Annotated in this window: 20 protein-coding genes and 2 pseudogenes; 8 read left to right on the top strand and 14 right to left on the bottom strand. The window is 62.3% G+C overall.

Features of this window, described 5'->3' with window-relative positions; translation table 11 throughout:
- Positions 1-263: 263 nt before the first annotated feature.
- A complete protein-coding gene (gene oprI / locus ACZ5M5_RS08940; protein WP_003183784.1) occupies positions 264-515 on the top strand; it encodes an outer membrane lipoprotei OprI in 252 nt (83 codons plus the stop codon).
- Between the two features lie 123 nt (positions 516-638).
- Here the strand turns inward: oprI and ACZ5M5_RS08935 are convergent, their stop codons facing one another.
- From ACZ5M5_RS08935 to ACZ5M5_RS08915, 5 genes are all read right to left on the bottom strand, one after another.
- The gene (locus ACZ5M5_RS08935) at positions 639-1610 is read right to left on the bottom strand and encodes a L,D-transpeptidase family protein (RefSeq protein ID WP_060738551.1); all 972 of its coding nucleotides are present in this window, start codon (positions 1608-1610) and stop codon (positions 639-641) included.
- 249 nt (positions 1611-1859) lie between these two features.
- A complete protein-coding gene (locus ACZ5M5_RS08930; RefSeq protein ID WP_060738274.1) occupies positions 1860-2696 on the bottom strand; it encodes an IS3 family transposase in 837 nt (278 codons plus the stop codon).
- Complete coding sequence (locus ACZ5M5_RS08925) at positions 2693-2998, bottom strand: IS3 family transposase (protein ID WP_060738273.1); 306 nt, start codon at positions 2996-2998, stop codon at positions 2693-2695. Before ACZ5M5_RS08925 ends, ACZ5M5_RS08930 begins: the two co-directional genes overlap by 4 nt.
- Positions 2999-3107: 109 nt before the next feature.
- Positions 3108-3401 carry a hypothetical protein gene (locus ACZ5M5_RS08920; RefSeq protein ID WP_003199347.1) on the bottom strand — a complete coding sequence of 98 codons (294 nt, stop codon included), beginning with the start codon at positions 3399-3401 and terminating at the stop codon, positions 3108-3110.
- A 56-nt stretch (positions 3402-3457) separates the two neighbouring features.
- On the bottom strand, positions 3458-4063 hold the full coding sequence (locus ACZ5M5_RS08915) for an arylesterase (RefSeq protein WP_060738552.1): 606 nt from the start codon (positions 4061-4063) through the stop codon (positions 3458-3460).
- 10 nt (positions 4064-4073) lie between these two features.
- On the opposite strand from ACZ5M5_RS08915, the gene ACZ5M5_RS08910 reads away from it, so the two are divergent.
- The 3 genes and pseudogenes from ACZ5M5_RS08910 to greB all read left to right on the top strand — a co-directional run bounded on the left by ACZ5M5_RS08910 (position 4074) and on the right by greB (position 7792).
- Entirely contained in the window at positions 4074-4757 is a 684-nt protein-coding gene (locus tag ACZ5M5_RS08910) for an ABC transporter ATP-binding protein (protein WP_060738553.1), read from the top strand.
- Complete coding sequence (locus tag ACZ5M5_RS08905; protein ID WP_464738904.1) at positions 4757-7261, top strand: ABC transporter permease; 2505 nt, start codon at positions 4757-4759, stop codon at positions 7259-7261. The genes ACZ5M5_RS08910 and ACZ5M5_RS08905 overlap by 1 nt, the downstream gene beginning before the upstream one ends.
- Before the next feature lie 34 nt (positions 7262-7295).
- Positions 7296-7792: pseudogene (gene greB / locus ACZ5M5_RS08900) on the top strand (transcription elongation factor GreB).
- 8 nt (positions 7793-7800) lie between these two features.
- Here the strand turns inward: greB and ACZ5M5_RS08895 are convergent.
- The 3 genes from ACZ5M5_RS08895 to ACZ5M5_RS08885 all read right to left on the bottom strand — a co-directional run bounded on the left by ACZ5M5_RS08895 (position 7801) and on the right by ACZ5M5_RS08885 (position 10315).
- Positions 7801-8109, bottom strand: a complete 309-nt coding sequence (locus tag ACZ5M5_RS08895) for a hypothetical protein (RefSeq protein WP_024618163.1) — start codon at positions 8107-8109, stop codon at positions 7801-7803.
- Between the two features lie 249 nt (positions 8110-8358).
- The gene (locus ACZ5M5_RS08890) at positions 8359-8793 is read right to left on the bottom strand and encodes a DoxX family protein (protein ID WP_092167599.1); all 435 of its coding nucleotides are present in this window, start codon (positions 8791-8793) and stop codon (positions 8359-8361) included.
- A 100-nt stretch (positions 8794-8893) separates the two neighbouring features.
- Positions 8894-10315, bottom strand: coding sequence for an MltF family protein (locus ACZ5M5_RS08885; protein ID WP_060738556.1), 1422 nt, complete (start codon positions 10313-10315; stop codon positions 8894-8896).
- 235 nt (positions 10316-10550) lie between these two features.
- Between ACZ5M5_RS08885 and ACZ5M5_RS08880 the strand changes: the two are divergent.
- From ACZ5M5_RS08880 to ACZ5M5_RS08870, 3 genes and pseudogenes are all read left to right on the top strand, one after another.
- Positions 10551-11356, top strand: a pseudogene (locus ACZ5M5_RS08880) (TatD family hydrolase).
- 245 nt (positions 11357-11601) lie between these two features.
- Positions 11602-13083 carry a methyl-accepting chemotaxis protein gene (locus ACZ5M5_RS08875; protein ID WP_060738558.1) on the top strand — a complete coding sequence of 494 codons (1482 nt, stop codon included), beginning with the start codon at positions 11602-11604 and terminating at the stop codon, positions 13081-13083.
- Between the two features lie 230 nt (positions 13084-13313).
- Entirely contained in the window at positions 13314-13688 is a 375-nt protein-coding gene (locus ACZ5M5_RS08870) for a terminase (protein WP_103309627.1), read from the top strand.
- A gap of 11 nt (positions 13689-13699) precedes the next feature.
- On the opposite strand, the gene ACZ5M5_RS08865 is transcribed toward ACZ5M5_RS08870, so the two are convergent.
- The 3 genes from ACZ5M5_RS08865 to ACZ5M5_RS08855 form a co-directional block, all read right to left on the bottom strand.
- Complete coding sequence (locus tag ACZ5M5_RS08865; protein WP_060738560.1) at positions 13700-14497, bottom strand: acyl-CoA thioesterase; 798 nt, start codon at positions 14495-14497, stop codon at positions 13700-13702.
- A 233-nt stretch (positions 14498-14730) separates the two neighbouring features.
- Positions 14731-15492: a CHAD domain-containing protein gene (locus ACZ5M5_RS08860; RefSeq protein WP_103309625.1), complete on the bottom strand. Its 762-nt coding sequence runs from the start codon at positions 15490-15492 to the stop codon at positions 14731-14733.
- Between the two features lie 105 nt (positions 15493-15597).
- Positions 15598-15888: a hypothetical protein gene (locus tag ACZ5M5_RS08855; protein WP_060738562.1), complete on the bottom strand. Its 291-nt coding sequence runs from the start codon at positions 15886-15888 to the stop codon at positions 15598-15600.
- 207 nt (positions 15889-16095) lie between these two features.
- On the opposite strand from ACZ5M5_RS08855, the gene ACZ5M5_RS08850 reads away from it, so the two are divergent.
- Entirely contained in the window at positions 16096-17133 is a 1038-nt protein-coding gene (locus tag ACZ5M5_RS08850; RefSeq protein WP_207281367.1) for a patatin-like phospholipase family protein, read from the top strand.
- 117 nt (positions 17134-17250) lie between these two features.
- On the opposite strand, the gene ACZ5M5_RS08845 is transcribed toward ACZ5M5_RS08850, so the two are convergent.
- From ACZ5M5_RS08845 to kdpC, 3 genes are all read right to left on the bottom strand, one after another.
- A complete protein-coding gene (locus tag ACZ5M5_RS08845; RefSeq protein ID WP_060738564.1) occupies positions 17251-17949 on the bottom strand; it encodes a response regulator in 699 nt (232 codons plus the stop codon).
- 64 nt (positions 17950-18013) lie between these two features.
- Positions 18014-20665, bottom strand: a complete 2652-nt coding sequence (locus ACZ5M5_RS08840; protein WP_464738903.1) for a DUF4118 domain-containing protein — start codon at positions 20663-20665, stop codon at positions 18014-18016.
- A gap of 191 nt (positions 20666-20856) precedes the next feature.
- Positions 20857-21402, bottom strand: a complete 546-nt coding sequence (gene kdpC, locus ACZ5M5_RS08835; RefSeq protein WP_060738566.1) for a potassium-transporting ATPase subunit KdpC — start codon at positions 21400-21402, stop codon at positions 20857-20859.
- Between the last annotated feature and the right edge of the window lie 46 nt (positions 21403-21448).

Raw genomic sequence — 21448 nt, 5'->3', positions numbered from 1 at the left:
ACAACGACGTTAGCGAGGGCTGCAAGAGTTCTTCCCCGCGGCGGAACTTTTTTTCGTCGACGCGCTCCAGCCATGGGCTTGGGGCTGTATATTTTTTCAACGGCCCTAAGAAAAGTTGCTCGAAAAAGAATCACCGCCTACAATTTTTTTGCTTCTTGCGCTACGTCAGTTTACTTACTACAAGTAATGGGTAGTATGTACGCCGGCTAACTCCTCAGTCTGGGGAGACAGTCACTAATAGAAAGTCCTTGAAGGGGAAACCGATGAACAACGTTCTGAAATTCTCTGCTCTGGCCCTGGCCGCAGTTCTGGCTACCGGTTGCAGCAGCGCATCGAAAGAAACCGAAGCACGTCTGACTGCTACCGAAGACGCAGCAGCTCGCTCCCAGGCTCGTGCAGACGAAGCGTACCGTAAAGCTGATGAAGCTCTGGCTGCTGCTCAAAAAGCACAACAGACTGCTGACGAAGCTAACGAGCGTGCTCTGCGCATGCTGGAAAAAGCTAGCCGCAAGTAATAGTCCTTCGGGATTGTTATCGAGCCGACCCATTTTTGGGTCGGCTTTTTTATTGCTTGGCGTTTAAGCAGGCGATAAAAAACCCGCCGACATCGCGAAACGTCGGCGGGTTGCTTTCGAGTTTTACTGCTGCAAGTCGATCGGCGCGCTCGAGACCATCGGTGCCGAGGTATTGGGAACGGCAATTTCCACCGGCAGGCCATCTTCCGCCGCCACCACGTCCCGCACCACGTCCCAGTTCATGCGCAGGTTACTGGTGATGTCTTCGCGCTTGAGCATCGCATTGATCACCGCGGTGTGCTTGTCCACCACCGACGGGTTGCCCTTGTCGTCCAGTGGCGTATGCGCTTCGAGGTACACCTTGCCACCGCTCAAGCCCAGCTTGTAGGGGTCGTTGATGATCCGCACCGACGTGCCCACCGGCACCATGCCGGCCATTTCCAGTACGTTGTTGTTGAACATCCGGAAGCAACCGTGGCTGGTCCGCATGCCGATGCCGAACTTCTTGTTCGAACCATGGATCAGGTAGCCCGGGGTGCCCAGGGTGAACTTGAAAGGGCCCAGCGGGTTATCCGGGCCGGCGGGCACGACATTCGGCAACGGGTCGCCGTCGGCAGCGTGTTCGGCCTTGATCGATGCGGGCGGCGTCCAGGTCGGGTTCGGTGTCTTGGCGATGATGCTGGTGTGAGCGATCGGCGAACCCCAGCCCTCACGGCCAATCCCCAGCGGGAAGGTGTACACCACGTTCCGCCCCTTGGGGAAATAGTAGAGACGGTACTCGGCCAGGTTGATCACGATGCCCTCGCGCGGGCCCGGCGGCAGGATGAAACGGGTCGGCAGCACGATCTCGGTGCCAGCGCCAGGCAACCAGGGATCGACCCCCGGGTTGGCGGCGACCATCTCGCTGTAGCCCAGGTCATAAGTGGTGCCCAGGTCGGCGAAGGTGTCTTCGTACTTGGCCTTGATGACTTGCACCTGGCCAATGATGTCTTCACCCGGCGGTGGCAGAGGCAGCTCGAGTGCAGCAACGGGGCCCGCCATACACAGGGCGGCAAGAGACAGGCAGCGGGCGACGGCAGGCAAGCGCGGCAACATCCGGGAAATCCTTCGCAGATCGAACAAGGGGTATGAAAACGGCGATTGTACACTGCCACCCATTATTTCGGGGAGAGCGGCAAGGCGGCGTCCGATGCACAGCATTTTTTTGGGCATTCACCCCGCGCCCTGTGGGAGCCGAGCTTGCTCGCGATGACGGCGGTACATTCACCCTCGATGCAAGCAGTGCCACCGCTATCGCGAGCAAGCTTGAACTGGTCAAGTAATCCCGGACACCGATTACGGTGTTTATGCCGCTTTTTGCTCCATGGCTATTGGCGACAGGTAGTTGTTGTAGCTGTGGAGCCTGGTGCGGTTGTAGTACATGAAGAAACGCACCATGTCCGTTTTTGCCTCCTCGATCAGGCTGTAGCCGTTGCGAGGTACCCACTCTGACTTCAGTGTGCCGAAAAAACGCTCTATTGGAGCGTTGTCCCAGCACTGTCCCCGATGACTCATGCTTTGCACAATGCCGTGGCGGGTCAGTTCTTCTTGAAACTTGCGACTGGTGTACTGACATCCTTGGTCTGAGTGAAACATCAGCCCTGGAGGACACGTTCGTACAGCTGTCGCCATGCGTAGCGCTTTGCTGACTAGGTTGGCCTCATTAACCAGAGAAAAAGCCCAACCAATAACCCTGCGAGCAAACAAATCGATCACGATGGCCAGATGAATCCAGCGTTTACCCACCATCAGGCTGGTAACGTCGCCACACCAAACCTGATCGATTGCAGTCGGTTTGAAGTTGCGTTTGAGCCGATTAGGCGCGACAAATGCCTCCACGCCTTTGGATCTAAATGGATGCGGCTGGCGTTGTTTACTGACAATGTTGGCTTCCCTCATCAGCGCTCTGACCAGGCTTCTTCCCGCTGCAATATTTTGCGATTTCAGGCCCTTGCTGATCATCCTGGAGCCCATGGCTTCGCGACTTTCACTGTGCAGTTCAACGACTTTCAGCCTGAGTTCTTCACGTCTGATCCGCGGCTTGGATCGCCGCTGAATCCACTCATAAAAGCTGCTGCGCTTCACGCCGAAAACACGACACACCACGGCCGTCGGAAATGACTCTCTTAGCTCTGCGATCATCGGAAACGATCGGGATCCGACATCAAGAGAGCGGTAGCCTTTTTTAGGATTTCAGCTTCCATCTCCATGCGCTTGATCTTGGCTTTTAGCTCCTGGATCTGGCGCTGATCGTCAGTAATCGCCTTGGTGCCTTTAACTGGCTGGCCCTCGCGTTCCTTACGAACCTGATCAACCCAGCGCCGTAAAGCGGTGGGTCCGATGTCCAGAGATGCACAAACTTCTGGTACCGGGCAGTTATCATCAAGCACCATGCTGGCAGCATGCAGCTTGAACTCGCGGGTATAGACCTTTCTTTCGTTCATGGAACCTCCAAGTTGGCGAAATCATATCGCCCTTAAGAGGTGTCCGGAATTATTAGGCCAGTTCAGCTCGGCTCCCACAGGGGCGCGGGTCATGGCACGCGCTGAGGGATTACAACTCGAACCGCAGCTCCGGCCAGATCGGCGAGGTGCCGCGCTTCTGGGATTCCAGGATCGCCCGGCACAGCGAGCACAGGCGATGATCCTGGAAAATCTTGCGATCGACGCTCGACCAGCGCGGCTGGGCCGGCAGCAGGCTACCGCAGAGGGTCCGGTCGGCCGAGCCACCGAGTTCCAGTTGCCGGGTCACCAGGTGCACCCGCACTTCCTGGCAGGCGAACAGATCCAGCTGCTCGTCAGGCTCGATCAGTTGGTAGGCAAACAGGGACCAGGCGGGACGCGGCATCGGGGGCTCCAAATCGGGGGCGCCACATTAGCCGAAAGCCCGCCTGTAGAAAAGCGTCAAAGCAGCGGTTTTAGCGTCGGCCAGACATTTTCCAGCAACTTGCCCTGGGCCGCGACGGACGGGTGCAATCCGTCGCCTTGCATCATGGTCGGAACGCCACCGACGTCCTTGAGGAAAAACGGCACCAGCGGGACTTTTTTCTCCTCGGCCAAGGTGCTGTAGACCCGGGCAAAGGCATCTGTGTAACGCCGTCCGTAATTGGGTGGCAATTGCATGCCCAGCAAAAGTACCTCGGCACCGCTGGCGCGGGCGCTGTCGATCATCGCTGCAAGGTTTTGTTGCAATTGTGTTGGTGGTTGTCCGCGCAAGCCATCGTTGCCACCCAACTCCAGGATCACCAGGTCCGGTTTATGGGCTGCGAGCAGCGCCGGCAGCCGCGCCTGGCCTCCGGCGCTGGTGTCGCCGCTGATGGAAGCATTGACCACTTTATCGTCAAAACCCTCGGCCTTGAGCCGTTGTTCGAGCAACGACACCCACCCTTGCCGGGTATCCAGGCCGAAAGCCGCGCTGATACTATCGCCAACGATCAGGACTGTACCCGCCGCTGCGTTCTGGGCCATGCACATCAAGGCCAGGCCGGCACTCAAAAACCACACACGCATCGGATTCTCCATGGGCTCAAGCATTCTCACCGCGACGGACCTTAGCAAAGTGGTCGCCAGCGCGGAAGGTGAACTGACCATCCTGCACGAACTCAGCCTGGAACTGAACAAAGGCGACAGCCTGGCCATCGTCGGCGCGTCCGGTTCCGGCAAATCCACCCTCCTGGGCCTGCTGGCCGGCCTCGACCTGCCCAGCAGCGGCGAAGTCACACTCGCCGGCCAGGCCCTCAGCGCACTGGATGAAGACCAGCGCGCACGGATCCGCGCCGAGCATGTCGGTTTCGTTTTCCAGTCGTTCCAGTTGCTCGACAGCCTCAATGCACTGGAAAACGTCATGCTGCCGCTGGAACTGGACGGCCGCAAGGATGCCCGTGAACGCGCCACGCAGCTGTTGCAGCGCGTCGGCCTGGGCCAGCGCCTGACCCATTCACCGCGCCAGCTCTCCGGCGGCGAACAGCAACGGGTGGCGATTGCCCGGGCCTTTGCCGCCGAGCCCGACGTGCTGTTTGCCGACGAACCCACCGGCAACCTCGACAGCCACACAGGCGAGCGCATCAGCGACCTGCTGTTCGAACTGAACAAGGAACGCGGCACGACCCTGGTGCTGGTCACCCATGATGAACGCCTGGCCCATCGCTGCCGGCGCCTGATCCGACTTGAAGCCGGCGAGATGGTCGCCCCTCTGGAGCCTTGATGGCACGTTTGCCGCTGTTGCGCCTGTTCAGTCTCGCTGTCCGCCAATTGCTTCGCGATGCCCGCGCCGGTGAGTTGCGGGTGTTGTTCTTCGCCCTGCTGGTGGCGGTGGCGGCGAGTACCGCCATCGGTTACTTCGGTGCCCGCCTCAACGGCGCGATGATGATGCGCGCCACCGAATTCCTCGGCGCCGACCTGCTGCTCGAAGGCAGCTCGCCGGCCCGCCCGGAGCAGATCCGCAGCGGCACCGAACTGGGGCTGGAACACGCCCGGGTGGTGGAGTTCTCCAGTGTCGTGGCCACCGACAATGGCATCCAGCTGTCCAGCGTCAAGGCGGCCGATGACACCTACCCACTGCGCGGCGAGCTGAAAAGCAGCCCCGCCCCGTTCGCGCCGGAAGAAACCGGCGGACGCCCGAACCCCGGCGAGGCCTGGGTCGAGGCACGACTGCTGACGGCACTGGACCTGAAGATCGGCGACAGCATCGACGTTGGCAACCAAACCCTGCGGCTGGCCCGAGTGCTGACCTATGAACCGGATCGTGCCGGCAATTTCTACAGCCTCACCCCGCGCGTGCTGATCAACCTCAAGGATCTGGAGGCAACGGGCGTGGTGCAACCGGGCAGCCGGGTCAGCTATCGCGACCTGTGGCGCGGCCCGGCACCGGCCTTGCAAACCTACCGCGACCTGGTCAAGCCTGGCCTTGAAGCCAACCAGCGCCTGCAGGATGCCCGCGACGGCAACCGTCAGATCGGCGGCGCCCTGGGCAAGGCCGAGCGCTACCTGAACATGGCCAGCCTGGTGGCGGTGTTGCTGTCCGGGGTCGCCGTCGCGCTCTCGGCCAACCGCTTTGCCACCCGACGCTTCGATGCCAGCGCGCTGCTGCGCTGCCTGGGCCTTTCACGTCGGGAAACCATGGTGCTGTTCAGCCTGCAATTGACGGTGCTGGGCCTGCTTGCCAGTATCAGCGGCGCCCTGCTCGGCTGGATCGCCCAACTGGGCCTGTTCGCCCTGCTGCACGACCTGCTGCCCACCACCGTTCCGCCGGGCGGCCTGCTGCCGGCGATCGCCGGGATCGGCACCGGGCTGGTGGCGCTGGCGGGGTTCGCCCTGCCGCCACTGGCTGCGCTGGGACGGGTGCCACCGTTGCGCGTGCTGCGCCGGGACATGCTGCCGATCCCCTCCAGCTCCTGGATGATCTACGGTGCCGCTCTGGGTGCCCTGGGCCTGATCATGTGGCGCCTGAGCCTGGACCTGGTCCTGACCTTCGCCCTGCTGGGCGGTGGCGTCGTTGCCGCGCTGGTGCTCGGCGGCTTGTTGTTGCTGCTGCTCCAGAGCCTGCGTCGCCTGCTGGCCCGCGCCGCCCTGCCCTGGCGGCTGGGCCTCGGCCAATTGCTGCGTCATCCCTTGGCAGCCGCCGGCCAGGCCTTGGCGTTCGGCCTGATCCTGTTGTCCATGGCGTTGATCGCGCTACTGCGCGGTGAGTTGCTGGACACCTGGCAAAACCAGTTGCCCAAAAACGCGCCGAACTATTTCGCCCTGAACATCCTGCCCAACGACAAGCAGGCCTTCACCGACAAACTGCTGGAATTGTCCGCACAATCGGCCCCGCTCTACCCCGTGGTACCCGGGCGTCTGATCAGCATCAATGGCGAACCGGCGACGGAGTTCGTCACCAAGGACTCGGCGGGTGACCGGGCGCTGCAGCGCGACCTGAGCCTGACCTGGGCTGCGGACCTGCCGACGGGCAACGTCGTCACCGCAGGGACCTGGTGGCCACAGCAGCCTGCGGACGATGTCCCTGGGGTTTCGGTGGAAGGCAAAGTGGCCGAGAACCTCAAGATCAAGTTGGGCGACCGCCTGGTCTTCAGCGTGGGCGGGGTCAACCGTGAAGCGAAGGTCACCAGCCTGCGGGAAATCAACTGGGATAATTTCCAACCCAACTTCTTCATGATCTTCCAGCCCGGTACATTGAAAGACCTGCCGGCGACCTACCTCACCAGTTTCTACCTGGCGCCGGGCCACGACCAACAGATCGTCGACCTGTCCCGGGCCTTTCCGGCGGTGACGATCCTGCAAGTCGAGGCCTTGCTCGAACAACTGCGCAGCATCCTGGCCCAAGTGACCCTGGCCGTGGAGTACGTGTTGCTGTTCGTGCTGGCGGCGGGAATGGCGGTGTTGTTCTCCGGCCTGCAGGCGACCCTCGACGAACGGATCCGCCAAGGCGCGCTGTTGCGTGCACTGGGCGCCGAACGGCCCCTGCTGGTCAAGGCCCGGCGCATCGAGTTCGGCCTGCTGGGCGCCGTCAGTGGCCTGCTGGCGGCCCTGGGTTCGGAACTGGTGAGCCTGGTGCTTTACCGGTACGCCTTCGACCTGCCCTGGCATCCGCATCCATGGCTGTTGGTATTGCCGTTGCTGGGGGCTTTGTTGATCGGCGCGGCCGGGGTGTTCGGCACCCGTCGGGCGCTCAACGCCAGCCCGCTGACAGTATTGCGCGAGGGTTGATAGACTCCCGGCTTCGCTATCACAAGAAGTTGCCATGAGCCGTTATCGCCCACCCCGCACCGCCGGCACCGCGCTGATCACCCCGAGGGTGAAGCGCGGATGCGCGCTGAGTTCCATGAGCTGTGGCATGTGCGCCGTCCCCAGGTGACCCAGGCGGTCAGCGAGGCGGCAGCCCAGGGTGATCGTTCGGAAAATGCCGAATACACCTACGGCAAGAAAATGCTGCGGGAAATCGACAGTCGCGTGCGTTTCCTCACCAAGCGCCTCGAAGCACTCAAAGTGGTCAGTGAAAAACCCAGCGATCCGAACAAAGTGTATTTTGGCGCCTGGGTCACGGTTGAAGATGAGGACGGCAAGGAATCACGCTACCGCATCGTCGGCCCGGACGAGCTGGACCTGAAACAGAACCTGATCAGCATCGACTCGCCGTTGGCACGGGCGCTGATCGGCAAGGCCCTGGACGCCGAGGTCAGCGTCCAGACGCCCACAGGCGAGAAACGGGTCTACATCGTGGACATCGCGTATCCGTAACCCTCACCTCAACGGCGCGTGATCAAGCCCTGCCGTGCGACACGGGTCAGTTGCCGGATCATTTCAGGAGCGTCCGCTGCGCTGGGGGACTGGATGACAGCCAGGTCGAAGCTGTCATTGGCAAAACGCGCCAGTGACTCACCGTCTTCGACAAACTGGATCAGGAAAGCGGCAGGCCCGTGGTTGCGACGCGGCCAGCCGTCGAGGTAACGCAAGAGTGTTGGCTGGTGAGTGCCGCCCAGGAGAATTTTCGGGTTGCGTTGCACAAGGTTCGCCGTGATCGGCGCAAGACGTACAAGGGGACTGGGTGCGTTCATCGTGTCGTGTCTCTGCCTCGAAAGTCTGCATGGCAGGTGAGAGGCAACACCGAACCAGCGCTTTAGCGGTATTTCGAAACCGTTCTTTCCGGCTTCTATCGGCAACGGGATGAGTCACCTGGCGCCCCGCAAGTAGCTGTTTAAATCGGCGCATGAGCGGCATCCTAGAGAAGCTGACCGGCCAGTGTCAAGAATCACGCCCCATAAAAAAGGCCCGTACAAGACGGGCCTCGGGTTCCAATCGTGCACTCAACCCGCGATGGCGCGATCGACCGACAGCTTGCCCGCCCCTTCGATCAGCACGGCAATACTGCCCGCCAGCAAGGCCAGGGCGAACTCATAACCGTTGTTGGCCATGAACAAGCCGTTACCGATGTGCACGGAGAAAATCGCCACCAGCGACAGGAAGGCCAGGCCCAGTGCCGCTGGACGCGCCAGCAGACCGACGATCAGCGCCAGCCCGGCGAAAAATTCCGTACCGCCCGCCAGTGTCGCCATCACATAGCCCGGGGTCAGGCCGATGCTTTCCATCCACTGCGCCGTGCCTGCCAGGCCGTAGCCACCGAACAGGCCAAAGAGTTTCTGCGAGCCGTGGGCGGCAAATATGACACCGACAGCGATGCGCAAGACAGTCAAGCCATAGCCAGCGCGGGTGAACAGAACTTTGTTGATGAGAGTGCTCATAAGGTCATTCCTTGGGAGTAGTAGAGAGTGGCCGCTATATTAATCAATAAAATTCATGTTAAAAGCGGAAAAAATCCGTAATACCAATCAGTTTATTCGATCACTTACGCAATGCAACCTTTTGCTCCTTCGGTTCCAAGGACTCCCGTTCACGATCAAATGCCAGGTAGTACTTATTCACACTATTAACATAGCTGACGGCGCCCATTCCTACCTGCTCCATGGCAATGCGTTCGACCTGGAAAAACCATTGGTTGGGGTTCAGCCCCCGCCGCCGGGCCTCGGCGCGCATGCCTTGGACGCGCTCGGGGCCCATGTTGTAGGCCGCCAGGACGAAGGCCATGCGCTCGCGCTCGTTAAGCTTGGGGCTGGCAAAGAACTTGCGACGGATGAGGGCCAGGTACTTGGCGCCGGCCTGCACATTGGCGTCCAGGTTCTGGATGTTATCGACCCCGACCCGCTGGGCTGCCGCCGGGGTGATCTGCATCAGGCCGGTGGGGCCTGCACCGCTGCGGGCATTGGGTTGCAGGGCGGATTCCTTGAACGCCAGGGCCGCCAGGTTGAGCCAGTCCATGCCCTGGGCATCGGCATGCTTTTGCAGCACCGGACGCAAGTTTTCCAGGCGTTGGCGGTTGGCCCGGGCCAGCGGATAGTGGACCTGATACAAACGCCGGTAGATGCGCAGGAACGCCGCGTCCTGGTTGGAGGGCACCTTGTAGGTCACCAGGAACCGGTCGATGCTCGCCCGCAGCATGGCGGCGTCACGGCGAACGAACCAATACTCGTCACCCGGCTCGCCAATCAGTACCTGGCGGTCGAAGCGCAGCTTGGGCAGGATCTTGCTCCAGCGCTCGGCAATGGGTTGCTCAACGATGGTCAGATGGAAAATCCCGCCCTGGACCATCTCCAGGACATCTTCCACAGCCAGGGTAGGATCGACCCATTCGATCTTCACCGGCGGCAGCTTGAGCAGCGCCAGTTTCTGGTTGATCTGGCTCACGGCATCCCCGGCCGCACTGCCGTTGGGCAATGCCAGGGTCTTGCCGGAAAGTTGCTCCACGCGCGTGTAACGCTTCTCTCCCTTGATGCCCACCAACAGCAAAGGCACCTCGGTACGAATCGGGTTGCTGGCGCTGACAGCATGGCCGGCCTGAGGCTCAAGCAGCTCACCCGGCGCGACGAGGTCGCCCTCCCCGCGCTGCAAGGCACCGAGCAATTGGTCCTTGGCCTTGGGAATGATCTTGAGGGTAATTTCCTGGCCGTCCCGGGCGTGGCCGTTGAGGTATTGCTCGAAGGCGCGCAGCCGGTGGTATTCGACGCCAATGGGTTGCCCCTGGACTTCACCGGAGCTGTTGCGGCTCTGGTTGACCAAAACCTTCAACACACGGCTGCTGCGGATCTGCGCCAGGTCGCGCACCGTGCCCGGCGCCGCCGCCTGCACCGGCCCGGGCAGCCGTGCCTCGGCCGGTATCGGCAACAGCAGCGAACAACACAACAGTAACAATACCTGGGGACGTGTCATCCACTCTCCGGAAGGAACACTGCGGACCGCCTCCGTGAAAAACGAGGCTGGGTCGACAGAAACAGAGCGCCTGGGGCGCTGAAAAAGTGCGGAAGACTGGCACAGTGATGGCTTTTATACCAACCCTATGTGTCTCGCGGCCTTAACAGACAGCCTCAACTCGTTGTAGTTCTTGGCTTTTCTTATAAATCTACAGCTCTGATATGCTTTCCGGCCTTTGGGCCGAGGTAGCACCATGCAACTCATCGATATCGGCGTCAACCTGACCAACCCCAGTTTCACCGACAAACACCAGGCGGTGCTTGAGCGCGCCTATGCATCCGGGGTCTGCCAACTGGTCTTGACCGGCACCAGCATCGAGGGCAGCGAACAGGCCCTGGAGTTGTGCCAACACCTCGACGAGACCGGGGAACGACTGTTTTCCACCGCCGGCATTCATCCCCACAGCGCCAGCGAGTGGACCGCCGACAGCGCCCGGCACCTCAAGGACCTGCTGATGCACAGCCGCGTGCGCGCGGTGGGCGAATGCGGGCTGGATTTCAACCGAGACTTCTCGCCCCGCCCCAGCAGGAAAAGGTCCTGGAGGAACACCTCGCCCTGGCGGTCCAGTTGCAATTACCGGTCTTCCTGCATGAGCGCGACGCCGACCAACGCTTGCTGGACATCCTCCGGGAGTTTCGCGATCAATTGCCAGCGGCCGTGGTGCACTGCTTCACCGGGGAAAAAAAGGCGTTGTTCAGCTACCTCGATCTCGACCTGCATATTGGTATCACTGGCTGGATCTGCGACGAACGCCGCGGCACGCACCTGCACCCGTTGGTGCGCGAAATACCCCGTGGCCGGCTGATGCTCGAAAGCGACGCGCCCTACCTGCTGCCCCGTACGCTGCGGCCCAAACCCAAGAACGGACGCAACGAGCCGGCCTACCTGACGGAAGTCCTGCGCGAAGTGGCCTTGCACCGGGGCGAAACCCAGGAAGACCTGGCAGCCCACAGCAGCGCCTGCGCCCGGGCGTTCTTTGGGTTGCCCACGATCTCCTGAACCCTGCAGATCCCTGTGGGAGCGAGCTTGCTCGCGATAGCGGCGTATCAGCCTGCACATTGGCTGACTGCACACCGCTATCGCGAGCAAGCTCGCTCCCACAAGAGGACTTCGTTGTCTGTTGGCCTACATCAAAACCCTGCGACTCTGTTGTCTGTTGACCCACATCAAAATCCCGGCACCTGAATAGCGGCAGAATAATGGCACCTTGCCAATGCTGTTTCCGCTATCAGAGAAAACCTTCCATGGGTGCCTGGCTTAGCAATATCTCGTTGAAATACAAATTCTGGGCGGTCAATGCGGTCGCCTTTATCACTACCCTGCTGCTGGTGCTCTACGCGGTGCACCTCGAGCAGCAGGCGCGCAACCACGCAGCCCAGGCGAACGCCCAGGCCCAAGCACAGGTGCTCAAGGCCTGGCCTGCCGGGCAATCCTTGCCCGGGGCCGACGATCTCTTGGCATTCCGGCGCGACCAGGTCCCGGTGTTCAACGAACGACCGTTGCCTTCGCTGGCTCAGGCCGATGGCTGGGTCGAACTCGATGCCGGGCCGCTGCTTGGCGACGACCCGTTGCTGGGTGCCCAAGTGATCCGTCGAGATGACGGACAGGCACTCGCGGTGTTGGCCCGAGGTGTAAGCCTGAGCCAAGTGTTCGCTGAACGCTTCAGCCAATACGCCATGGCCGTGTTTGTGTTGATGCTGGCAATGTTGGGCGCCTCGCAACTGTTGATCCGCTTTTTGCTCAGCCAGCTCAACACGCTCAAAGACGTGATGCTGCATGTGGAAAAAACCGGTGACCTGTCCGCCCGCGTGCCTCTGGCCTGCAAGGACGAAGTGGGCCAGATGGCGGCGGCGTTCAACGCCATGCAGGCCGGTTATCAACGGGTGGTCGACACCGTCGCGAGCACTGCCCGGCAGCTGGACAGTGGTGCGGCGCGCCTGGCGTCGAGCATGAACGATGTTCGCCACGGCATGCTCGGCCAGCAAAGCGAAACCGATCAGGCAGCCACGGCGATCAACGAAATGTCCGCCACGGTTTATCACATCGCCCAGCACGCCGGCGCCACCCGCGACCTGTCGAAAACCGCCGACACCCTGGCCGGCAACGGTCACGAAGTGGTCGGTCGGGTGCAGCTGTCGATCACCGGATTGTCGTCGGGGGTGCAGCAGACTGCCGAAATGATCCAGCGCCTGGCCGAAGACAGTCAGAAGATCAACGGCGTGGTCAATGTGATCCACAGCATCGCCGAACAAACCAATCTGCTGGCCCTGAACGCGGCCATCGAAGCGGCGCGGGCCGGGGAAATGGGCCGAGGTTTTGCCGTGGTGGCCGATGAGGTGCGCAACCTGGCCAAGCGAGTACAGGCCTCCACGGATGAAATCACCACCATGGTCTCGGCCCTGCAAGCCGGGACCCGGGACGCGGTGGACTTCATGCAGGAGAGTTCGCTCAAGGCCGACGATTGCGTGCAACAGGCCCGCGAGGCCGGCGACGCGCTGGCACAGATCACCGCAGCCGTGGCCCAAATGCGCGAGAGCAACACCCAGATCGCGGTCGCGGCCGAGCAGCAAAGCCACGTCGCCGAGGAAATGAACCGGGCGGTGGTGAGCATTCGCGACGTGACCGAAAACACCGTGCGCCAGACCGTCGATTCAGCCACCACCAGCGATGAATTGGCAACGTTGGCGGGCGAGTTGAGCAAGGCGATTGGGCAGCTCAAGCTTTGAGGACGCCTTCGCGAGCAAGCTCGCTCCCACATTGGATCGAGTCGGACACAAAAGTTTGTGAACCCGACAGACCCCATGTGGGAGCGAGCTTGCTCGCGAAGAGGCCAGTACAGTCAACTCAAATGTTACCTTTGAAACTCTATCGCCCCGATAACCAACCTCGATTCGCAGGCGCCCTGGGCGGCACCTATTCTTCAAGCATAAGTGCACACGAATCGAGGAATAGCATCATGGGCAAACGTCACCCCAATCTTCCAGCCTGGCAATGGCGCGCCTACCCCGACAATCATCGCCACCCCACCAACCTGGTGTTGCACCTGATTGCTGTGCCGCTGTTCATCATCGCGTTTCTGCTGATTGTGACGGGAGTATTCAGCTTGAGCCTGGGGGACGTCGCCATCGGCGTCATCGGCCTGCTCGCTGCACTCGGCTTGCAGCGTCACGGACACAGCCTGGAGGCCCAGGCCTCCGAGCCGTTCAGCGATCGCAAGGATGCCGTGTCGCGCCTGTTGGTGGAGCAGTTCCTGACTTTTCCGCGGTTCTTTTTCAGCGGTGGCTGGTGGCGCGCCTGGCGTGATCGCCACCGTCACCACCGTAAACCTTAGCCGAAGCAACCTTACCCGAAGATCGTTACCGTCTGCCGGCTCAGGGCGATCAAGCGGCCATCGGCGCTCCAGAATTTCGCGGCGACATGGCCGTAGCCGTCCTGGGCATGTTCGATCTCGGCCAGGTACTTGCACCAGTCCAGTGTCGTGAGGTCCAGCAGCGGCTGGACGAACTCAATGGTCCACGTGAGCGTGCTGCCCGGGGCCATTTGCGAGAGGTGAGGCAACAACGCCGGGGGCCAGGCGTCCACCAAGGCCAGGATATGGCTTTCGTTCAGCGGCTCCTCCTGCACATCGCCGCGCAAGCGCACCCAGCCGCCCATGCTCCGGGATTTATTGCCGCTGAACGGCAAGCCGCCGACGCTCCAGCGCATTGCCAGGTGCCGCATGAATTCCGGAGTCATGCCCTTGACGTAAGGCAGTTCCTGGCATTGCTCCACGCTCTTGAATTCCGGCGCGGGGTCGGCCTGCACCGCCACCACGGACGAGCGCGAGGCACCAAAGCTGCCTTGCACCACGGTCACCACCTGACCGTTCTGCACCGCACGCCCCAACACTTGGCTTACCGCCTTGCCTTCTCGCAACACCTCGACTTCGAAACTGACCGGCACGTCGGGCTCGACCGGGCCGACAAAGGTAATCGCCAGGGAACGCACCGGGCGATCCGCCGGCACTTGGGCACGCATAGCCTCATATTGCAGCGCCGCCACCAACCCACCAAAACTGGCCCGGCCCTGGCCCCATTCCGGCGCGATGGTCACAGCACCTGGCTGCCGGCGCACGGCATCGATCAACTCGGAAAAGCGCATGACGACCTCGAAAACAGGGGAAAAGGATGAAGGCATCTTAACCAGCCCAGACAGGCGGCACAGGGCTCATTCCGGCCAAAGAGGCTGACAGAAAAGCCGAGGATTCCTGAATCCACCCCAACCACTGTGGGAGCGAGCTTGCTCGCGATGGCGGTGTATCAGTCAACCTGTATGCAAACTGACCCACCGCCATCGCGAGCAAGCTCGCTCCCACAAGGGGAAATGGGGTGGATTCAGGATTTTTCGAAGCAACTGGCAATCAGCTTGTCGAGCACCTTGTCGGACTTGGCCTCAGCCTTTTCCATCGTGGCGTGCCAGGTGGGCACGCAAGCTTGCAGATCGGTTTCTTCCCTGGCCCTGGCCAGCCATTGCCAGCAATCGTGCCAGTCGCCCAGCGCGCCCTGGGCGGATTTGAGCCGTGGCATGGCGGCTTCGGGCAGGCGGTCGAGCTCAGGGTAAGCTTCGATGGCGTAGCGCACGCGCTTGATCAGCAGGCGCAACCGGTGGCGGTCATGGGCCGGATCACGCAGGGCTTCGCCGAGTTTCTTCCACTGTTTGTCCAGGCGCTTCTCGATGCTTTTGCGCAAGCCCTTCAGCAGCCCCTCACGCTGGGCGGCGCGAATGAAGCGCGGGAAGGCATCGAGCATCATCAGCAACTGGGCCAGTTCAACACTCGCGGCCACGGCGGGATAGGCATCGGCCATTTGTATCTGGCGTCGCCGCGCCGCCTCGGCCAGGCCATGTTGTTCAAGGTAAGCCGCCAACACTTCCCGATCGCGCAGGGGCGTGGTCAGGGTACCCACCGCCGAAGCCGCCGTTTCCAGTTGTTCGACGCCGGGCAACCCACGCAGCGGACGAAGCAGGCTGCGCAAACGGCGCACCGTGGTCCGCAGGTCATGCAGCGCTTCGCTGTCGGTGTGGGCATTCAAGCGGGCCTGACAGGCCAACAGGCGGACTTCCAGGCCCAATATGCGGGCCACCAGCCGATCGATCATGGACGTACTCCGTACACAACGTTGAGCGTCAAGCCGCAAGCTACCCGTGAAAAAAGATTCTGTCCCCTTCCCTTGTAGCTTGCAGCTGATGGCTTGTCGCTGCCTTTATCGTCCCGCGCGGGATTCGCGAATGTAGAAACGCGCCTTCTCGGCTTTCTTGGAGCAGCCTTCGAACGCTTCGAATTGCTGCTGGGTCTTGGCGCCTGTCAGCAGGGACAAGGCCTTGGAGTAGCTGACGGTGCCGGCAAAGCCTTCGGCCTTGGCCAGGTCCAGTTCACGCCAGGCGCTGTCGAGCTGGCTGCCGCAACTGTCGCGGTAAGCGGTTTTACCTGCGCAACCGGCCAGGGCCAAAATCATCAAAGATGCCACCAAGGGCAGGCGGATCCGGGCTTTCATCAATAACACCTCAGGTCAGGTCAACAGTCGTGCTGTTAAGACGGTGGCAACGGCGAAAAGTGCCTTGCTTGACCGCGTAAATTCAAGTGTGGCCGAGCATACGCAAATGCCGTCGCAGCGTGTCAAAAAACGACGTCTGCGCCACAACGATTGAGCCGAGCCGTCGATGAGTGCATTGTTGAAGTCTGTTCGACAAGAGGCCGGGTCATGACAAAACGTGTCGCATTGGTATTGGGCTCGGGTGGCGCCCGGGGCTATGCCCATATCGGGGTGATCGAAGAAATCGAACGACGTGGCTACGACATTGCCTGCATCGCCGGCTGTTCCATGGGTGCTGTCGTGGGTGGGATCTATGCGGCGGGCAAGCTCGAGGAGTACCGCAACTGGATCGAAAGCCTGGATTACCTGGATGTCCTGCGCCTGGTGGACGTCAGTTTTCGCCTGGGGGCGATCCGCGGCGAGAAGGTCTTTGGGCAGATCCGCAAGATCGTCGGCGAACTCAACATTGAAGAGTTGCGCATCCCCTACACCGCCGTCGCGACCGACCTGACCAACCAGCAGGAAATCTGGTTCCAGGAAGGCTGCCTGCACCAGGCAATGCGCGCCTCAGCGGCGATTCCCAGCCTGTTCACACCCGTGATGCAAGGCAATCGCATGCTGGTGGATGGCGGCCTGCTCAATCCGTTGCCGATCGTGCCGGTGGTGTCGAGCCACTGCGACTTGATCATCGCGGTCAACCTCAACGCCACCAACCAGAAACAGTATCGGTTACCGGTGATCCCGCGCCCCGCCGCGTTCAGGCGCCGCTTCGACACCCTGGTCAGTTCCCTGGGCTCGCGCCTGCCGTTTCGCCGCAAGCAGGCCGAGCAGTTGCTGCTGCTGGAGCAGGAAGCCTTGAAAGCCGAGGCCGCCGAGATCAACCCGTGGATCGACTCGGCCGAGCCCGAGGGCCAACAACCGGCTGCCGCGCCAGAGAACGAAGGCGCACCGAAATCCGCCACTGGCTCATTCATCATCGATAACGTCGGCCCGGCTTCGTTGCTGGACTTGATCAACCAGAGCTTCGAAGTGATGCAGACCTCACTGGCCCAGTACAAGATCGCGGGTTACCCGCCGGATGTGCTGATCAACGTGCCGAAACGGGTGTGCCGGTTCTTCGAGTTCTACAAGGCGCCGGAGTTGATCGCCCTGGGGCGGGAGATTGCCAGCGATACCCTGGATCGCTATGAGCGTGAACAGAACTAGGCATTTGCGCTGGCTGTGGGGGCCTCATCGCGAGCAAGCTCGCTCCCACGCTGAATCTGTGGTGAACCCTGTGGGAGCGAGCTTGCTCGCGATGGCGGCAACCCGGACAACATAGAACTAAAGCCCACCCTCCCCCAACAACCGATACCCCACCCCCGCCTCGGTCACGATGAACCGCGGCCGGGTCGGGTCGTCGGCCAGCTTCTGGCGCAGGTGACCGACCACGATCCGCAGGTAGTGACTGTCTTCGGTGTGGGTCGGGCCCCAGATGTCCTTGAGCAATTGTTGCTGGGTGATGACCCGCCCCGGGTGCCGCGCCAGTTGCGCCAGGACGGCGTATTCCTTACGGGTCAGGGCCACTTCGGTGCCGTCCAGCAGCACCCGTCGATAGGCCAGGTCCACCGTCAGCGGGCCGAACTTCAGCGCGGCTTCCTGTGGCTCGCCGGCCGGGGCCTGGCGCAACAACGCGCGGATACGGGCGAGGAATTCCTGGATGCCGAACGGCTTGGTCACGTAATCGTTGGCGCCGTTGTCCAACGCCTCGACTTTCTGCGCTTCGCTGGCCCGCACCGAGAGCACGAGCACCGGCACCGTCGACCATTGGCGAAACTCGCGCAACACCTGTTGGCCGTCCATGTCCGGCAGGCCCAGGTCGAGCACCAGCAGATCGGGCTTGTTCAGCGCCGCTTGGGCCAGCCCTTCGGCACCGGTGCCGGCTTCCAGCACCTTGTAGCCCTGGGAGCTCAAGCTGATGCGCAAGAATTTGCGGATCTGCGGTTCGTCATCGATGACCAAAAGGGTCGCGGTCTGGCTCATGGGGTTCGTTCGTTGCAATCCAGTGGAAAGGCACGCAAGTGACAAGAGAGTATCTCAGCCAGGCTCAAGCTTCATCGTCCATGCCCGGTTGCGCCTGCAACGGCAAGTGCAACGTGATGCAGGTGCCGCGTCCGTCGAGGCCATCGGCCACGCTGATTCGCCCGCCGTGGGCACCGACCATGCCCTGGCAGATCGCCAATCCCAACCCTGTGCCCTGCCCGCCCCGATCACCGCGCGCGGCGGTGTAGAACATATCGAAGATTTTCTCCCGCTCCTCTTCAGGAATCCCGGGGCCTTCATCGGCCACGGCAAAAAACACCTCATTGGCGGTCGCCCCGGCACACAGCAGCAGGCGTCCTTGGGCTGGCGAGAACCGCGCCGCGTTCTCCAGCACGTTCACCAGGGCCTGCTCGATCAACGCTGCATGCACATACAACAAGGGCAATTCAGCGGGCACCTCGACCGTGAGCGCCAGGGGCGCCAACACCGCTCGCAGGCGATTCAGCGCACTGCCAACGATGTCGGCCGGTGCCACCCAGTCCCGCGCCAGTTTCAGGGCGCCGTGGCCCAGACGAGTCATGTCCAGCAAGTTCTGGATGTAGCGATCCAACCGCTCGGCTTCATCGCGGGTGCCTTCGAGCAGCTCGCGACGATCGGCCAGCGGGATCGCCTCCCCCAGCGCCAACAGGCTGTCGATGCTGCCGCGCATGGCGGTCAGCGGTGTGCGCAGATCGTGGGACACGGACGCCAGCAAAGCGCTGCGCAGTTGCTCGGTTTCGCCATGCAGACGCGCCGCCTCCAGGTCCTGGGCCAGTTGCGCCCGAGCCAGCGCCTGGGCCAATGGCTGACTGAGGGCCGCCAGCAAACGGCGACGCTGACCACTCAGGGGTTGGCCTTCTTTCGGGCAGACGCCCAGCAAGGCCAGCGGTCCGCCTTCCGCCGACAACGGCCACCACCACCAACGCCCGGAGGGCAGTGTCCCGGTGCCGGCGCCGGCCGACTGATCGTGCTGCCAGGACCAATCGGCCGCCGCGCGCTCGGCCTCGGTGAGGGTCAACGGCTCACCGCTTTCGACCTTCCAATCGCCCTGGCTGTCGCGGTCGAGCAGGCATAGCTGCAAGTCGTGCCAACCGTTGAGGTGCTGCGCTGCGGCGCTGATCACGGCCTGGCGGTCGGTGGCGGCAGTGAGTTTGCGCGACAGGTCCAGCAGCTCGCCGGTTTCCTGTTGGGTGTCGCGCAGGGCCTGCAACTGGCGGCGCTGGCGAGCGGCCAGGTTGCCGGTCAGGGCCGCCATGAGCAGGAAAAACACCAGCGTCAGCACATCTTCTTCGCGCTGGATGGTCAGGGAAAAATTCGGCGGGATGAACAGGAAATCATAGGCCAGGAACGACAGCGCCGCACAGGCCAGCGCCGGGCCGAGGCTGCTGCGTACGGCCACCAGCAACACTGCCATCAGGAACACGAGGGAGATATTGGGCAACGCCAGCAATCCCGAGATTCCCCAGGCCAATGCGCTGGCCACCACGGTCGCCAGCAACGCCAGCACATAATCGAACCTGGTCTGGACGGCGCCTGAGTGCACGCGGGCGGGACGCGGTTGCTCATCGCTGTCCAGCACGTTGATTTCCAGGCCCCGGGCACCGCGCAGCAGGCGCGAAGCGAGGCCGCCGCCAAACAGCCGTCGGCGCAGGCGCGGCCGGGACTGCCCCACCAGCACCAGCGTGGCGCGACGTTCGCTGGCGTGCTGGATCAGCGTCCTGGCCACTTCACCGGCCCGCAGCAGCACCACTTCGCCACCGAGGCGTTCAGCCAGTTGCTGGGCATTCTGCAGGCGCTGGCGCGAGGCCTCGTCACGGGCGCTGCCGTTGTCCACGTGCACCAGGCTCCAGGGCAAATGCCGACGCTGAGCGACGCGGCTGGCATGGCGCACCAGGCGTTCAGCCTGCACATCACCGTCCACCCCCACCAGCAAGCGTCCGCGCACTGCCGGCGCGGCCTGGCCCAGTTGTCGATAGCCCAGGGCCAGGTCATTGTCGACCTGGGCGGCGGCGGTCTGCATCGCCAGCTCACGCAACGCGGTCAGGTTGGTCTGGGAGAAAAACGCATCGATCGCCGCCCGGGCCTGTTCCGGCACGTAGACCTTGCCATCGCGCAGACGCTCCAGCAGCTCACGGGGTGGCAGGTCGATCAGCAGCAGTTCATCGGCTTCCTGCAGGACCCAGTCCGGCAACGTCTCGCGCACCTGCACGCCGGTGATGCCGCGCACTTGGTCGTTGAGGCTTTCCAGATGCTGGACATTGACCGTGGTGTAGACGTCGATGCCCGCCGCGAGCAGTTCCTGAATGTCCTGCCAGCGCTTGGCATGGCGGCTGCCGGGGGCGTTGCTGTGGGCCAGTTCGTCCACCAGGACCAGGCGCGGCCGAGCGACGAGCAAGCCATCGAGATCCATTTCCTCGAGCATCACGCCACGATATTCCGAGCGCACCAACGGCTGCTGCGCCAGGCCGCCGAGCAGCGCTTCGGTTTCGGCACGACCGTGAGTTTCCACCACCCCGGCGATGACCGTCACGCCTTGGCGCAGTTGGGTGTGAGCCGCTTGCAGCATGGCGTAGGTCTTGCCGACACCGGGGGCCGCGCCCAGGAAGACCTTGAGCCGACCACGGCCGTTACGGGGCAGATTGGCTAACAGTGCGTCGGCGCGGCCGGAGTCGCTCATGGCGTGGAAATCTCTTTCAAATATTGATCAAACACCCTGTGGGAGCCGGACCTGTGGGAGCAAAGCATATGGGCACTGGACCTGTGGGAGCAAAGCTTGCTCGCGATCAAGACGACACAGTTCAACGGATGGACCGCGTTATCGTTCATCGCGAGCAAGCTTTGCTCCCACAGGCGCTACTCCCACAGGTTCTACAGTTTTTCCAGGGCCAGGTTCAGCGCCAGCACATTCACCACCGGTGGGCCCACCAGGGGTTGCTCGATGTTGTCGTCGAGCAATTGCTGCAAGGTCGAGGCCGGCAGGTTGCGCGCGGCGGCGACACGCGCCAGTTGATAGGCAATTGCCGCCGGAGGCAAGTGCGGATCCAGCCCGCTGCCGGAGGTGGTCAGCAATGCCAGCGGCACCGGCCCCTGACCCGGCACCTGAAGTTTGCGGGCGTCATCGATCACCCGTGTGGCCAGGGCCGGATTGCTCGGGGAGAAATTACTGGCGCCGCTGGCGACCGTGGCGAAGGCACCGGCCGATGGCCGTGGATGAAACCAGGCATCGCCGGTGAAGTCCTGGGCGATCAGCATTGAGCCACGGACCTTGCCGGCGGCATCGACGATCAGGCTGCCGTTGGCTTGGGCGGGAAAGGCGACTTGCGCCACGCCGGTGACCACCAGTGGGTAGGCGACACCGGTGATCAGGCTCATCAACAATAACAGGCTCAAGGCCGGGCGAATCAGAGTGGACATTTCAAAATCCTCGAATCAAAAAATTCATCGTGGCGAGGGAGCTTGC

This window comes from Pseudomonas sp. Van50 (assembly GCF_055390755.1).
Note: the sequence above shows the minus strand (reverse complement) of the source record. Positions and strands in the feature narration are given on the sequence as shown.